The following is a 15,650-nucleotide window of genomic DNA, read 5'->3' on the forward strand; positions in this document are numbered from 1 at the left end:
CGAGGTAACCCAGCAGGGCGACGGCCACGATCAGGCCGACGATGTTCTCGGCAGTCACAGCTTCGCCACCCCCTTGGCGATGAGCGCCACCAGCGCGAAGACCGCGACCGTGGTGACGACGAAGGCCGCGTCGGCCATCGTGAACTCCTGGAAGAGGTTCGAAAAAGAACGGACGCCCTGAGGAAACCGCCTCCGACGAGGATTGCGTGTTCCGTTGACGGGCCTCTTACGGCCATTGGCGTCTCTTTGACGAGACCCTTACGCCTGCAGCGACGGCCACCTGCCCACCTGGGGATGCTTCTACATTCTCTGCCACAAACGGGGCAGATTGATCGCAGAGCTCCCGACATCTTCCGGCCACATGTACGAAGATCGGCCAGGTCTTCACATACGAGATCCTGACAGGACGCTGACACCCGAGGTGTTCCGCCTTGCCGGAGCGGCGCAAAACGCCACTCATCGGTCAGGGCGTGGTGCGCTGTCGCCTGGATTGCTGTACTCCCGTCCTCTGGCGGTCGCAGGAGCCACGACCGGCTCATGCTCGGGTCGTGTGCCTCGACGTTTCCGGCGTGGGCGGTGGCGTGCCGTTCCGTCCGGCCGCATCGCCTCCACTCACCGCGTGCCAGTACCGGAGCCCCGGGCCCCACAGGGCCCCAGCCGACTTGCCTCCCCGGCCCGAACTGAGCCGTATCAGAACCTCGTTAGGGACGGCACCGCCCTCTTGAGCCCCTGCCTGCGAGCCAGTTGGATGGAGTCATGAACAGCGGTCTGCGCCATGACGACCGGCCACCGAATCCGGTGCAGCCGGCAGCGCGCGCTGTTCCCGTGCCGGCTCTCTGAGCCGCACCCTCCCGCGCGAACGCCACCGTCGTCCCATGCCCGGTGGCGTATCGCGCCCTCCCTCCCTGTCGTCCCCCTGCCTTGAGGGGCGATTTCGCCATACCTACATCCAGGAAGCCCCACCATGACTTCTGCGTCCCTGACCGGCCGTACGGTCCTCGTCACCGGAGCCACCTCCGGCATCGGCTACGAGACCGCGCGCCAGCTCACCGAACGTGGCGCCACCGTCCTCGTCCATGGCCGCACCGCCGACGAGGCTCAGGCGGCCACGGACCGTCTCATCGCTACGGCCGGTATCGAGGCCGGTCAACTCTGTTGGTACGCAGCCGACTTCACGCGCCTCGACGAGGTCGAGGCCATGGCCCGCCGGGTTGCCGAGGCGCACCCTCACATCGACGTCCTCGTCAACAACGCGGGCATGGCAGCCCCCGAGCGCCACACCGTCACGGACGACGGCAACGAGGTCGCCTTCCAGGTCAACTTCCTCGCCCACTACCTGCTGACCTGCCTGCTGGAACCGGCGCTCACCAGCGACCCGGGCGGCCGCGTCGTCAATGTGTCCTCCTCGCTGCACCGCACCGGCAGCATCCAGTGGAGCGACCCCAACCGCTCCCGCCGCTACTCCCGCCTCGCCGCCTACGCCCAGGCGCAGCTGGCCCTGACCGTCTTCGCCGCCGACCCGCGGGTCGCCGCTGTCTCCGTCCACCCTGGCATCTGCGAGACCGCCCTCCTCCCGCTGTACGCGAACGAGGGCGTCCCGGCCGCCGAGGGCGCCGCCCATGTCGTACGCCTCTGTGACCCGGCCACCGAGATCGTCAACGGCGCCTACTACGACCGCGACCAGCACGTCGACCCGGCGCCCGCCGCCACCGAGGGCCGCTCCGTGCAGCGCCTCAACAAACTCGCCTCCCTGCTGGTCGGCCACACGGCCTGAAGAACATCCCCTCCCGCACCCTCTGAAGGAGCCACAGCCCGTGTCAAAGCGAGCGCGCAAGAAGAAGGACCGCCGCAAGAGGAAGGCCAACCACGGCAGCAAGGCCAGCACCTAACGGCCTCAATCCTGTCGCCCGAGGGGCGGACTGTACCCGGCGGGCAGTCCGCCCCTTCTCCTTCCCCACGCCAGAACCAGGTGACCTTCGTTGATCGAGCTTCCACTGCGCCAACTCCTTGCCTACCTGCGCTGGTTCCCCAGCGGGACAGCCGGACCGACCGCGCTGGCTGAACACGCCCTCGCCACGCGGTCCGGCCGCCTCTGGGTGGACCGCGCCGAGCAGCCCCGTACGGTCGCTGTTAGCTGCGCCGGGCACGTCCTGCTGAGCGGCGACCCAGGCTCGCTGGAACCAGCCGGTCTGGCTCCGCTCGCCGACCGCTACGTTCTGGCTCCGGCCCGCTTCCTGCCGGCCCTGGGCTCGGCATTCGACCGGGTCGTGCCGTGGGAGCGCATGGTGTACGTACACACCGAGGAACCGGCCGCACCGCGTCTGCCGCGCGGCGTGACGGTACGCCGACTCGTCGACTCCGATGCAACGGCCCTTGTCGCGCTGGGGACCGACTCGGCCTGGATTCACGCCAGCTGGGGCGGCCCGAGCCGGTTGGCACGGTCCGGGTATGCCTGGGGTGCCTTCCACCGGGGCCGACTGCTGGCCGTCGCCTGCACCTACTTCCTCGGCAGCCGGTTCGAGGACCTGGCCGTCGTCACCGTCCCCGAACACCGCCGGGAGCAGCTCGCGCTGAGCTGTGTCGTCGCGCTCTGCGCCGACGTCGAAGCCCGTGGCCGCACCGCGAGCTGGACCTGCTCCCGTTACAACCGCCCCAGCCGCCTGCTCGCCTGGACCGCCGGCTTCCGCCTGGAGCACGAGTACGTCCACTACGCGACCGGAACCCCCGCCTCCAACCGAGTCTCCGCCGACCGGATCACCACCACTCCCGCCTAGCTGGTGCCGGGCACACGTCGGGCGCCCCGTCACCGGGGCCGTGTCTCGCGGACATCGACGCCGAAGTGTTCCAACAAGGTCAAGAAGGCCATCCGGCTGGGTATGCCGTTCGGCTCCCACATCGCCCGCCGGTGCTCCCCGTTCCTGGTGTGCACGACGATGCCGCGCGGGCGTTTCTTCAGGTCGAACCGCGGTCCAACCTCAATGTGGTCCAGTTCGGACCAGGTCATGAGCTTGCGGCGATTCACGAAGAGCAGCCAGTCGTAGAGCAGCAGGCCCTCGGGCGTGATGGCGGCCAGCTTGAAGTCGACCGTTCCGCCCTGCCGCAGACGCTCCAGCATGCCGGGGAGCTGTGCCTCCGCGATCTTCGGCTCCGCCAGGCGGACGAAGTGCGTCAGCGCCGTCTCCTCGGGAGCCAGGGCGCCGGCCATCATTCGGTGCCGGGTGCCCCGGTGCCAGAGGCAGTACCTGTACCCGAACTCATATGTGGCGCCCCGATGGCGGGCCCTGGAGAAGGAGTGGTCGAACCGCTCCACCTCCTGCCATCGCACGGCGAACGTCTTTCCCCTGCCCGGCACCACATGTGCACGGTGCCCGTGGAAGAAGACGGCGCCGTGCACATGGACATGGATGGTCTCGTGCGGGATCCGGAGCACCGCGACCTGTGCGCCGAGTGATGCCCCAGCCGCCAACTCCGCCGCAAGGGGCTCCATGAGAGGGTCCTCGGTCTGCGGTCCGAGGTAGTGCCGCGTCGTTTTCGCCGAGCACAACGCTCTTCCCGTCACCGCGAGGGCGAAGACCGCTGTGCAGCCCATCAGCGGGGGCAGCCGGTCCCCCGTGGAAACCGAATGGTCGAACAGAGCCGGACTCAGTGTTCCGGCGACGCCGAGAGCGGCCACCACGCTCACGAGGGAGAGGACGTTCTCGGCTCTGCCAAGGGCGCTTGGCCGGCTACGCAGGATTCCGCGGCCGCTCACCAGCAGGTCCGCCCCCATGCCGAGCATCAGCAGGCACCAGGCGAACAGGGTCCAACCCCCGAGCCACCGGTTGCTCCCGGGCGCCGCATCGAAGATCCACAGCACGGTCCACACGGCACCGATGCCGCCGACGGCGGCCATGGCCGCGCCCGTGAGCATCGCAAAGCTCCCTGCCGCGGTAACCAGTCGCGGGCGTACCGAACTCACCACTCCCCCTTTCCCGCAATGCACGCCGCCGTCCCGGCCGCCGATCCGTCGGGCAGCCCCCGAGACGGGCCTAGGCGCATCTGGCCGCGCGTTCGATCAGGATGTGGAAGCCGCACCGGGGGGCGGCCATCGGCTCTCCCGCGGCCGGGGCAGCGCCCAAGTCCTGCGGCCTGCCCCGTCAGCGAAACTCGGCCAGGCGCGGTCGCAGCCCCACAACGAGGAGCCCGCACACGAGGAGCAGGGCCCCGACAGCCGTGGACGCCTGAGTGTTGACGGCGTCGCGTCCGGTGGCGATGGCCGATTCGTGGTGGGCGGCGTTGATCGCGGTCACCTGGTCCAGGGCCCTCATCCAGACGCCGAAATGGGCGTTGGACGTGTCGGACGCCCAGCCGATGCAGAAGACGGTGGCCTCCTGGAGCCTGCCCTCGGCGATGAGCTGCCGGAAGGCGAGGTCGTCCTTCTGGTAGACGGCGTATGCCTCGACGGTCCTCTCGGCCGCCTCTCGCTCCCCGGCGAAGGTGATGTTGTCCAGCTCGCGCCGGTACTCGCCGGTGAACTGCTCGTTGCTGTGGTCGCGTTGATACGCCGACCAGGTATCGGCCAGCCTCGTGTCGTACGTGCTGAGACTCGCGCCTTCGAGGCCGTACAGCTGCTGCGACTTGTCGAAGAAAGACTTCTCGTACAGGCTCCTCCGGGACGCATCAAGCAGGAAGCGGCTTTCGTCGGCGTTGGCGTCGTAGCCGATGGCTTTGGAGCGCGAGAGTGCGAGCACGGAGTCGAAGGAGTCGTGGCGTGCGACCTTCAGCTGCTCCTCGGACACCGTCAGGAGGCGCCCGCCGCACACCACCGCGACGACTGCGCACAGCGTGGCCGCGAGGAGTGCGGGGTTGAAGACACGCTGGAAGCTGCGGGCGAGGCGGACCTGGAGCACGACCAGGGCGACGAGCAGCATCAACCCGAGAACGGCTTCGATGACGAGCTGGACGGACAGGTCGGAGCGTGCGGCCTCGTACTCCCGCTCATACACGGCGTTGTTAGCATCGACCAAATGCCGCGCCTGGGGCATGAGTTGCTCTGCCAGGAGGTCGGTGGCCTGTCGGTAGTCGGCGCGGGCGGCGTCCTTGCCGCCGGGGTGCCCGTCGTTCTCCAGTGACCGGCCGATCAGCTCCTGATAGTGCGCGAAGTCGTCCGTGAGGGAGACCACCGTGTCCTCGGTTGCCGTATCGCCTTCAGAGGCGGCGCCGAGCGTGCGCAGGGAAACGCTGATGGTCTGCTGGGCGTCGCGGTAGAGGCCGCTCGCCTTGCTGTACGACTCGTCGAGACGTCCCTTGCCGGTGCCCGAATCGCCGCTGGAGAGCAGGATGTTGGCGGCTTGGGCGTCCATGTCGTTGAGCGCCAGATTCAGCCGGGTGGCAGCCACCGTGCGGGGCGCGTCCCGATGCTGGATCGCATCCCAGGTCGTGGACCGCCCGGTGGCCGCCACGGAGATCAGGATGACGAGTCCGGCGACGAGCAGCAGGCACACCAGGCGGGCGAGCCGCAGCCGACCTTGTGTGGTGGCCCAGTAGCGGCCGAGGGCGTACGAAAAGAGGCGGACGGGCCGGGCGACGGCGATGGGAGACCGTCGCCTCGGCCGTCCTTGTCCCGGACCCCCTCTGGCCTGGGACGACGGGATCCCCCCGTGACGAACGGCCGACGCGGGGTCTGCTTCAGCAGTCGTCGTCGGGGCCCCCGCTCCCTGACGCTGCCCCGCACTGGCGGTGATCGCCACTCGCCCTCCAACCTCGCGCCACGGGCCGCTCGTACGAACCCGTGCAGAGATCAGCATGGCGGCCAGGAGTTCGACCGATCGCTTTCGTTGACGGCCCCCTGACGCGTGAGGGCGCCGGATTGACGCGGCCTTGACGGTGGTGGGTTCGAGCCACGCCTGGGCGGTTCAGTTCTCGGTGACCGCGCCCGCTCCCACGTCTGCCAGAGCCGCGCCCACCTGGCCGGCGAGGGTTCCGGCCACGAGACGAGCCTGCAGCGCTACGACGCCGCCTGCCCCCGGGCGGAGCATGAACCGGCCGTAGTAGTGACCGTTGCCGACCGTGCGCAGTTCGATCTCCTCTCGCGGCCAGCCCCGCCGCTCCACGTCCCAGCGACCGTGCGCCGTGGTCACTTCGCCGTCCTGCCCGAGCTGCGGCGGATGCCCCAGGAGCGAGCCGTACTCGAAACGACAGCCGTCCAGGCCAAGCAGGCCGGTGAGCTCGCGGCGGACGTGATCCACGACGGCATCGGCGGACGTCGCGCGCTGAGCGAGTTGCGCCGTCTCGTGAATGAGGGCGAGGTGGCCGGCGTCGGCGACGGTGACCACCTTCAGGCGGCGGGCCCGTGCGGCCAGCTGCGACACAGCAAGGCCGACGGCCAGCAGCAGGGCGGCAGTGGTGATGTCGTCGCTGCCGGCGATCGTGAACTGCCCGTAGGGCCGGGTCAGGAAGAGGTCGAACCAGACGGCGGAGGAGAGCGCGGCGAGAGCCCCGGCCCCGCGATGCCCGATGGCAGCCACCGCCACCACGACCACTACGAGGATCAACGCGAGATTGGCGCCCGCCACGTGCGTACGGAACGGCACGAGCAGACCGGCGACGGCCAGAGGGCCTGCGACCCCGGCCCCCAGCGCGAGCGTGTCACGCAGCGGGATACCGAAATGCGCAGGTCGCGACGGACGCGGGAGGGTGATCGCAGCCATGACAGCCACCTCCAGTACTCCAGCTTCCAGGATCCTCCTCCCAGCCAAGAAGCGGAAGCCAGGCCTCTCTGCCCGCCTCCGTTCCCCCCGGCCTCTCATACGGGCTCGCGGCGGGCGCACGCAGCCCGGCCACTGGATGGCGATGCCGCGAGCACGGGCCCCCAACTCCACCAAGGCGGGGCGCGTCCTGAACGGACACCAGCGCCACGACGGGCGTCCTGCGGCAGGTGGGGCTCCAGCCGGGCCCCTTGCGACCATACAGACGACCTGCCCCTCGTACCGACGGGTGAACGACACCAACTCGGCCAAGTCGCGTCCTCCGCGGGGCACGCCTCAGTTCGGGGGGCCCGCGGCGGGCAGTGACAGCGCCATGGTCAGCCCGCCGCCGGGGGTGTCCTCGGGGGTGAGAGTGCCGGACATCGCCTCGGTCAGGCCGCGGGACAGGGCCAGGCCCAGGCCGACACCGATGGTGTTGTCGGTGTCGCCGAGGCGCTGGAACGGCACGAAGGCCCGCTCGCGTCCCTCCGCCGACAGTCCGGGGCCCCGGTCGATCACCCGCACCTCGACCCGGTCCGCGAGGGTGCTCGCGGTCAGCAGGACCGACTCGCCGCGCGGGGTGTGCCGGGCCGCGTTGCTCAGGAGGTTGGCGACGACCCGCTCAAGCAGCGGCGGGTCGGCGAGGACCGGTGGGACGGCGTTCAGTCCCTGGACGTCGACCGGGGCCGCTCCGGGGGGCAGCGACTCCAGCGCCGTCGGCAGGACCTCTTCCAGCGCGGTGGCCCGCAGGCGAAGTTCGAGGGCACCGGCCTGGAGGCGGCTCATGTCGAGGAGGTTGTCGATGAGCCGACCGAGCCGTGTCATGGACTCGTCGGCGGTGGCAAGGAGTTCCTCCCGGTCCTCCTCGCTGAAGTCGACGTCGCGGCTGCGCAGCGAGGTGACGGCGGCCCAGCCCGCGGCGAGCGGGGTGCGCAGATCGTGGCTGACCGCCGCGAGCAGCGCCGTGCGCATCCGGTCGGCGGCCTTCACCGGCTCGACCTCGGCGGCCACCTCGGCGAGCCGGGCCCGTTCGACCGCCACCGTGACGTGCGCGGCGAACGCGGTGAGCACCTTGCGTTCGGAGGACGGCAGGGTCCGGCCCCGCAGCACCAGGAAGGCATCCGGCCCCACCGGCACCTGCAAGACGTCCGGGTCGGCGACCGGGAGGGACGCGAGCTCGACCGCCTCCATGCCGAAGGTCTCTCTCGTACGCTCCAGCAGAGCGGGGATCGCCTGGTCGCCGCGGACTATCGAGCCGGCCAGCGAGGACAGGGTCTCCGCCTCGGCGGTGGCGCGGGCCGAGCGGCGCGAGAGCCTGAGCGAGCGGTCCACGACGGCCGCGACGATCCCGGCAACCAGCGCGAACACCACGGTGACCAGCGCGCTGTCGACAGTGGTCGTGAACTGGCCGACCGGCGGGATGAACCAGTAGTTCAAGAGCAACGAGGCCGTCACCGAGGCGACCACGGCGGACACCACGCCCCCGACGCAGGCCACGCCGACGACCGTGAGCAGGAACAGGAGCGCCTCACTGGTGAGGGTGAGCGTCCCCCGGATCTGCGCGAGCAGGGCGGTGAGGGCGAAGGGAAGGACGAGACCGCAGACGGGGCCCGCGATGAGGCGGGGGGTCGACAGGGTGCGCCGCCGGGACCCCAACAGCCGCCCGCGGCCCGCCCGTTCGTGGGTCACCATGTGCACATCGATGTCGCCGGAGAGCGCCACCACGGTCTCTCCTATGCCCCGTCCGGTCATGAACCGCTCCAGCCTGCCGCGGCTGCTGGTGCCGAGCACCAGCTGGGTGGCGTTCTCGGCACGCGCGAATTCGAGCAGCGCGGTCGGGATGTCGTCGCCGACCACCGAGTGGTAGCTGCCGCCGAGGCTCTCGACCAGGGCGCGCTGCCGGGCGAGCGCGGTGGCCGAGGCGCCCCCCGAGAGTCCGTCGCTGCGGGCGATGTGCACGGCGAGTACCTCCCCGCCGGCCGAGCGATCGGCGATCCGGGCCGCCCGCCGGATGAGGGTGGCACCCTCGGGGCCACCCGTCAGGGCGACCACCACCCGCTCCCGGGTCTCCCACACGCCGCCGATGCCGTGGTCCGACCGGTACTTCTGCAGCGCCTCGTCCACGCTGTCGGCCACCCACCGCATCGCCAGCTCCCGCAACGCGGTCAAGTTGCCCACCCGGAAATAGTTCGCCAGGGCCGCGTCCACCTTCTCGGGCGTGTAGATGTTGCCGTGCGCCATGCGCCGGCGCAGCGCCTGGGCGGGCATGTCGACCAGCTCGATCTCGTGGGCGCGGCGCACCACTTCGTCGGGGACGGTCTCCTGCTGGGGCACCTTGGTGATCTTCTCGACCACGTCGTTCAACGACTCGACGTGCTGGATGTTGACCGCGGTCACCACGTCGATCCCGGCGGCGAGCAGCTCTTCGACGTCCTGCCACCGCTTGGCATTGCGTCCACCGGGGACGTTGGTGTGCGCCAGCTCGTCCACGAGCGCCACCTGAGGGCGGCGCGCCAGCACCGCGTCAAGGTCCATCTCGTCGAACTCGCCGCCACGGTAGGTTCGTTGAGAACGCGGAATCACTTCCAGGCCGTCGAGTCCCGCCAGCGTGTGCCGTCGCTTGTGGCACTCGACGTACCCCACGACCACGTCGGTGCCGCGCCCCGCCCGCCGCCGAGCCTCGTCGAGCATCCGGTAGGTCTTGCCCACCCCGGGAGCTGCCCCGAGAAAGACCTTCAGCCGACCCCGCCTTCCGGGCGGGACGTCCGGCTCCACCACCACAGCACACGCCTCCTCTCGCAGAACGCACGCCCCGGTCGCCGTGCAGGGATCCTGGCGACCGGGGGCGCGATGTGTGCTCCTGATCATCACCGGACGTCGCCGGGCACTGCGACCACGACGTACGACCTTGATGCGTTCCTGATCCCCCAGCCCGGCCGGGGAGCGTCCGTCAGAAGCGGCCCGGGCGGACCAAGCCAAAGACCAGGCGGCCGCACAGGCATCCGGCCCTACCGAGTCCGACCAGGTGCTCGACGCTCTCAGTCGTCCAACTCCCCGCACCCCATGGGGCGGCCACGACTCGGATGCAGCGATGGGCTCCCTTCCACGGAACCCCTTCCGACGGCCAGGAGGTGTGCGTCTTGACACCTTTCTGTCGCCGGGCATCACAGCATTGACATCCCCTTGATGATCGCCGTATCGATAGGGTGAAGGCGGTGTGCCGGGAAGTCTGGTCGGCGTAGCGGGCCGACGGGGCCCGCCTTTCGGTCCAGGGGGACGGCATGCGCGGCGTCGGTACAATCCTGTTTCTCGTGGTGCTCGCCACGCTGGTGGCCACGGGCGCCCGCCGCTGGCGCATCCCCGCACCCTCGCTCCTCGTCGTCGCCGGTCTGGCCGTCGCGATGCTGCCCGGCGCCCCCGCGATACACGTCACGCCCGAAATCATCGGTCTCGTGGTCCTTCCTCCGCTCCTGTATGCCAGCGCCGAGGAGATGTCCTGGCGCGAACTGCGCGCCGTGTGGAAGCCGGTGGGCGTCCTCGCGGTCGGCCTGGTCCTCGCCTCGGCCGCGGCCGTCGGGTACGTCGCCTCGGTGCTGACGCCGCTGGCGTGGCAGCCGGCGCTGGTCCTCGGCGCGGTCCTGGCCAGCACCGACCCGGTGGCGGTCACGGCGCTGGGCCGCCGGCTCGCGCTGCCACCCAAGGTGCAGGTCCTGGTGCAGGCCGAGAGCCTGTTCAACGACGCCACCTCGCTGGTTCTCTTCAAGGTCGCGGTGGGCATCGCCGTGACAGCCTCCGCCGTCTCCGGGACGAGCGCGGGCGGACAGTTCGCGCTGCTCGCGGGCGGTGGCACCCTGATCGGTGCGGCGGTCGCCGGCCTGGTCGTACTGATCCGCCGGCGCACCGAGGAGCCAGTCCTGGAAACGGTGATCGCGCTGGTCACGCCGTACGCCGCCTATGTGCTCGCCGAGACGGCCCACACCTCGGGCGTCACCTCCGTGGTAGTGGCCGGAGTGGTCCTCGGCGGCAACTCCGACCGGCTGACCAGTGCCCGCATCCGCCTCCAACTGCACGCCGTCTACGGCACGGTGGTGTTCCTCCTGGAGAGCGTGGTCTTCAGCCTCATCGGCCTCTCGCTGCCCGGCCTCATACGCGAACTCGGTGACGCCGACAGGCTCTGGCCGCTGTACGCCCTCGCTCTGGCAGGCACACTGATCGCCGTCCGGATGCTGTGGATCTTCCCGCTGTCCGCGCTGCTCCAGTGGAAGGGCGGCCAGCGCAGGACGAACTGGCGGGTCCCCGTCGTCCTCTCCTGGGCCGGCACCCGGGGCGTGATGCCCCTGGCGGCCGCGCTCTCCATACCGGTCGCCGGCACCGACGGCACCCCGCTCCCCGGCCGTCCGCTCATCCTGGTCATCACCACCTCCGTGGTGGTCGTGACCCTCGTCGTCCAGGGCTTCTCACTGGCCCCCGTCGTGCGCCGCTCCGGCATAGCCCTCGAACCCGACCGCACCGAACGGGAAGAGGCCCGTGCCCGCCTCAGCCTGGCCGATGCCGGGCTGAGGCGCCTGGACGAGATCGCCGAACTGGAAGCCGTCCCCGACGTGGTGGCCGACCGCCTGCGCCGGGCCCTGCTGGCTCGCCGGGAGCACGCGCGTGAACGCCTCGACGACACCGACAGCGAACCGTCGGAGTCCGCCGACCACGTCTACCGGCAGCTGCGCCGCGACCTGATCCTGGAGGAGGCCGCCGAACTCCAGCGCCTCTACGAGCATCACCACATCAGCGACACCACGCGCCGCAGGCTCCAGCGCTCCCTCGACCTGGAAGAGGCGCGGCTGGCAGGTGCCTGAGACCCGGGCGTCAGAGTCCCGTAAGGCCCGCGTCAAAACGGCCTGCCGCACGCCGCCGTCCCCGCTCCGCGCGCTTACGGTCCCGCCATGGGAAGACGGACCACCCGCGCCGTGGCGGGCGACCAGGCGCCGCGAGAGCCGCTCCTGCACGACACCACCTGGGCGGGCGAGGCCCGTTCCGCCGTGGGATGCGCGGCCGTGTTGTTCGCACTGCTGCTCGGCATCGACGAGATGGCGGACACCTTCACCGATCCGCGCGCCGCACTGTGGCTGGGCCTGGCCGTCCTGCTGGCCCTGGTGCTGTGGCCGGCCCGTGTGTCGGTGGGCCGGGGGCGGCTGGTGTCCCGGGGGCTGCTGCGCGAGTCCGGCGTACGCACCGACCGGCTCGTCTCGGTGCGCTGGTCGGGCGGCGTCGCGCAGCGCCTGATCCTTCGCGACGCCGACGGCAACCGGGTCGAGCTCGACCCGAAGGTCCTGGTCGCCAATCCCCCTCTCTGGCACATACTGGACGGCGACGCGCGCACCAGTGCCCAACGGGGCATCCTGTGCTGCGGAGAGACGGCGCTGCAGCAGATGGCGGCACGCATCGACAAGGAAACGGCCCGCACGGTGTTCAAGCTGTCAGGCCTCAAGTAGCCGCTTCCTCTCGGCGCAGAAGCCCCGTCACAGGCTCAGCCGGTAGGGGACGATGCAGACCACGACGTCGGTGCGGGCCCGCAGAGCGGCAGCCAGCAGGAGGCCGCGCTGGTTCTGCAGGATCTGGTAGCGGCGGTGGTGCGGTTCGACCTCGGGGATGAGGACGGCGATCTGCCGTCCGCCTTCCGCCTCGGCCAGGACGTACTCGACGATGGGCTGCACCAGTGATCGGTGCGGGCTGTCGATGACCTCCAGTCGCACCCCCGGGTTCCACTGGTCCCAGTTCGCCCTCAGAGAGCGGGCCTTGTCGGGATCAGCGTGCACGGCAACGGCGAGGACCTCGCGGCCGAGGGCGCTGGCGGCCGTGAGCGCGTACTGGGTGAGCTTGCTGATCTCGCCGACCGGCACGATCACCAGGGAGTCGGTGTGCCGCACGGGCGGCGGCGGAATTTCGCCGAGGCCGAGCTCTGCCCCCACTGCCGCGTAGTAGCGGTGAACCCGGGCGAAGAGCAGCATCAGCAAAGGAATGGCGGCGACCACGACCCAGGCTCCTTCGAGGAATTTCGTGGCCAGGAGCACCGTCCCTGCCACGGCCGTGAGGGCCGCGCCGACGCCGTTGAGCACTGCGCGCGGCAGCCAACGGGGCGGCCGCTGTCCGGCCCAGTGCCGTACGAGTCCGATCTGGCTGATCGTGAACCCGATGAAGACACCGATCGCGAACAACGGGATCATCCGGTGCGTATCGGCGTTCACGGCGATCAGGAGCACCGCGGCGAGCAGGGCGAGGGCCACCACTCCCCATCGGTAGACCGGCCTTTCCGCACGCAGCCCGAAAAGGTGGGGCAGCCGGTGGTCGCGGGCCAACAGGCTCATCAGGACGGGCAGCCCGCCGAAGCTGGTATTGGCAGCGAAGGCCAGAGCGAGCGTGACGATCAGATTGGTCGCGTAGTACAGCCAGCCCGTTCCATACGAGCCCGCGGTGAGTTGGGCAAGTACGGTCACGCCACCGCGCGGGGCCACGTGATCACGGCGGATCAGCACCGCGAGGCCGATCAGCATCGTCCCGAGCAGCGCACCCAGCATCAGCTCGGTGCGCTGGGCCCGCTTGACCCGCGGAACACGGAAGGCGGGGACCCCATTCGCGATGGCCTCCACTCCGGTCAGCGCGGAGCAGCCGGAGGAGAACGCCTTCAGGATCAGCAGCACCCCCAACGCCTCGGTGGCATGGACGGGCTGGGCAGTGCCGACCACGGCGGCGGGATGCGAACGCAGCAGGCCGAGGACGATGATGCCGAGGATACTCACGATGAACAGGACCGTCGGCAGCATCAGCACCCGGGCGCTCTCGGCCACTCCGCGCAGGTTCACCGCGGTGAGGAGAGCGAGTCCGATGAGGCAGACGGCGAGCAGGTGCGACCCCAGGGCGGGGAACGCGGAGGCGAGGCTCGCCGCACCGGCAGCAAGACTCACGGTCACGGTCAGCACGTAGTCGACGACGAGGCTGGCCGCCGCGAGCAGGCTCGCCCTGGCCCCGAGGTCCTTCTTCGCGACCGCGTAGGCGCCCCCGCCGTCCGGGTGTACGGCGATCACCTGCCCGTACGAGACGACGAGCACCGCCAGGAGCGCGGCAATGACAAGGGTCACCGGGAGTGTGGCGGTCAGCGCCCCGGTTCCGGCGGCGACCAGGACGAGCACGATCGCCTCGGGTCCGTAGGCGACCGAGCTCAGCGCGTCCAGGGACAGCGCGGCCAGCCCTTCGATACTGGTGAGGCGGTACTTGTCTCCTTCGCCGTGCCGCAGCGGGACTCTCGGCCGCAGCTCGCGGCGGGCCAGTCCGAACGTCATGGGAACCTCGCGGAGCCGGGAACAGATGGGGGCTGACCCAGGACAGTGTGACCGGCCCCCTGCGGCAGGGAGCGGCAAGGACGCGCCAACGCTTCGTGTCCCGTCCCAGCAGTACGGGTCCTCCAGCAGCCGTTGGACAGCAACACTCACCTCAAGGACGCGCGTTTGGCCGGGGCCCGGGGCCAGACCGCGTTGATCGCGTCCGACAGCCTAGGGAGCCCGTCGCAGCAGGCCACGAGCACGGCCTCGACGCCCCGCGCCTTCAACTCGCCCAGGATGGTGAACCATTGGCGGGCGCCTTCGCCGTCCTTGCCGATCCGCAGGCCGAGCACGTGCTTGCAGCCGTCCAGGTCGACACCGATGGCGAGATGGACTGGACGGTCGGCCACCCTGCCATCCCGCACTGTGATCCACAGCGCGTCGATGTAGACGAGTCGATGTAGACGACCGGCCAGAGCGAGTCCGGCGGGCGCGCCTGCCGTGATCTCGTCGATGACCGCATCGGTCACCTTCGAGACGAGGTCAAGCGACGCATCCGTGCCGTACATCTTCGCCAGATACGAGCGGATGTCGCGGACCGACATGATTCGGGCGTAGAGGGCCAGGACCTGCTCGCGGAGCCCGACCCAGCAGGCGACAGAGTGAGGTCCGCTCGAAGGGCGGTCGTTGGGCCGACACGTTCATGGGCGCGGGTCTGGCCGGGCGGCCGCATGCCCGCCCGGCCAGACCCTCGCGAGGCTCCGGTCCAGCTCAGCAGCCGGTGGAGTTGAAATCTGCGAATGCGGCCCTGGTCTGCGGTCCGGCGCTCCCGTCGACGGCAAGGCTGTAGCCGTAGCTGTTCAGATAGCGCTGCAGCGCCCCTATCGTGTTGGGTCCGACGATTCCGTCGACGGTACCGGCGCCGAGGTGCAAGTCGTTGAACATCCTCTGCGCCGCCATCCAGCTGTTGGTGCCCAGCTGCCCGTCGATCGTACCGGGGTCGTAACCCGAGTCGCGCAGCCAGCACTGCCAGTTCTTGGCCTGGGTTGTGTTCAAGCCCAGGTTGTTCACTGCGAGGATGGAGACGTCGTGGGTGCTGACCAGGGGTGTGGCGGTCGGCTGGGGCGCCGCGAAGCTTGCACTTGCACCCGCCAGGCTCCCGGCGGCGATTCCAACGATGGCAGTAGCGCTGACGAGCGCCCTTGTTAAGGCAGGTCGCATTGCTTCCTCTTTCTTGTCGATGTGCAGGGGCCCCGGCTCGGCCACCGTCACCGACCGTCCGCTCTCATCCAGCGTCACTGACATCGTGACGTTCTGGTTCAGAACAGCGACGGGCGACGGCCCGTCGATCAAACCGCGTGGCGTCAACGCGTGTCGGGCTGCGCTGGAACTGTTGGCCCCTGGCTGGTGATGGGCTGGCGCGTAACAGGCTCCCTGTTCCGGCAGAGGGGTGCGATGCTTTCAGCACAGGCTGAAGTGTCCGGGCATTGAAGCTTCCCCGTGATCTTGGACACTTGATGTCTATGCTGCGAGGCTGTGTTGGTGCCGTTGCCGGGTCTCGGCTGGGGTGAGGTAGCCGAAGTCCTTGTGCTTGCGCAGTCGGCGGCGGTTATAG

General features: G+C 70.0%; 11 protein-coding genes and 1 pseudogene. 5 read left to right on the plus strand and 7 right to left on the minus strand.

Translation table 11 applies throughout. The annotated features are described in order from the left end of the window. The 3 genes from DT019_RS40040 to DT019_RS38605 form a co-directional block, all read left to right on the plus strand. Window positions 1-181 (plus strand): hypothetical protein (locus tag DT019_RS40040; RefSeq protein ID WP_189390316.1); only part of this gene is annotated, 181 nt, incomplete at its 5' end. A 783-nt stretch (window positions 182-964) separates the two neighbouring features. Next, the gene (locus tag DT019_RS38600) at window positions 965-1,774 is read left to right on the plus strand and encodes an SDR family NAD(P)-dependent oxidoreductase (RefSeq protein ID WP_114041672.1); all 810 of its coding nucleotides are present in this window, start codon (window positions 965-967) and stop codon (window positions 1,772-1,774) included. 205 nt (window positions 1,775-1,979) lie between these two features. Further along, entirely contained in the window at window positions 1,980-2,774 is a 795-nt protein-coding gene (locus tag DT019_RS38605) for a GNAT family N-acetyltransferase (protein ID WP_114041673.1), read from the plus strand. Window positions 2,775-2,803: 29 nt separating this feature from the next. Here the strand turns inward: DT019_RS38605 and DT019_RS38610 are convergent, their stop codons facing one another. The 4 genes from DT019_RS38610 to DT019_RS38625 all read right to left on the minus strand — a co-directional run bounded on the left by DT019_RS38610 (window position 2,804) and on the right by DT019_RS38625 (window position 9,500). Then, the gene (locus DT019_RS38610; RefSeq protein ID WP_114041674.1) at window positions 2,804-3,910 is read right to left on the minus strand and encodes a hypothetical protein; all 1,107 of its coding nucleotides are present in this window, start codon (window positions 3,908-3,910) and stop codon (window positions 2,804-2,806) included. Window positions 3,911-4,136: 226 nt separating this feature from the next. Next, window positions 4,137-5,483 carry a hypothetical protein gene (locus tag DT019_RS38615; RefSeq protein WP_114041675.1) on the minus strand — a complete coding sequence of 449 codons (1,347 nt, stop codon included), beginning with the start codon at window positions 5,481-5,483 and terminating at the stop codon, window positions 4,137-4,139. 411 nt (window positions 5,484-5,894) lie between these two features. Further along, window positions 5,895-6,689 (minus strand): DUF4118 domain-containing protein, encoded by a 795-nt coding sequence (locus tag DT019_RS38620; protein ID WP_114041676.1) that lies wholly within the window; start codon window positions 6,687-6,689, stop codon window positions 5,895-5,897. A 333-nt stretch (window positions 6,690-7,022) separates the two neighbouring features. Then, window positions 7,023-9,500 carry an ATP-binding protein gene (locus tag DT019_RS38625; RefSeq protein ID WP_223279985.1) on the minus strand — a complete coding sequence of 826 codons (2,478 nt, stop codon included), beginning with the start codon at window positions 9,498-9,500 and terminating at the stop codon, window positions 7,023-7,025. 506 nt (window positions 9,501-10,006) lie between these two features. On the opposite strand from DT019_RS38625, the gene DT019_RS38630 reads away from it, so the two are divergent. Together DT019_RS38630 and DT019_RS38635 are read left to right on the plus strand one after the other, a co-directional pair. After that, complete coding sequence (locus DT019_RS38630; protein WP_114041677.1) at window positions 10,007-11,575, plus strand: Na+/H+ antiporter; 1,569 nt, start codon at window positions 10,007-10,009, stop codon at window positions 11,573-11,575. 87 nt (window positions 11,576-11,662) lie between these two features. After that, the gene (locus DT019_RS38635) at window positions 11,663-12,211 is read left to right on the plus strand and encodes a hypothetical protein (protein WP_114041678.1); all 549 of its coding nucleotides are present in this window, start codon (window positions 11,663-11,665) and stop codon (window positions 12,209-12,211) included. A gap of 27 nt (window positions 12,212-12,238) precedes the next feature. On the opposite strand, the gene DT019_RS38640 is transcribed toward DT019_RS38635, so the two are convergent. The 3 genes and pseudogenes from DT019_RS38640 to DT019_RS38650 form a co-directional block, all read right to left on the minus strand. Next, window positions 12,239-14,056: an APC family permease gene (locus DT019_RS38640; protein ID WP_114041679.1), complete on the minus strand. Its 1,818-nt coding sequence runs from the start codon at window positions 14,054-14,056 to the stop codon at window positions 12,239-12,241. A gap of 146 nt (window positions 14,057-14,202) precedes the next feature. Further along, window positions 14,203-14,664: pseudogene (locus tag DT019_RS38645) on the minus strand (transposase); the annotation flags it as partial. Window positions 14,665-14,806: 142 nt separating this feature from the next. After that, on the minus strand, window positions 14,807-15,388 hold the full coding sequence (locus DT019_RS38650) for a peptidoglycan-binding domain-containing protein (RefSeq protein WP_317617862.1): 582 nt from the start codon (window positions 15,386-15,388) through the stop codon (window positions 14,807-14,809). Between the last annotated feature and the right edge of the window lie 262 nt (window positions 15,389-15,650).

It is taken from the genome of Streptomyces sp. SDr-06, assembly GCF_003324565.1.
Lineage (GTDB): Bacteria > Actinomycetota > Actinomycetes > Streptomycetales > Streptomycetaceae > Streptomyces.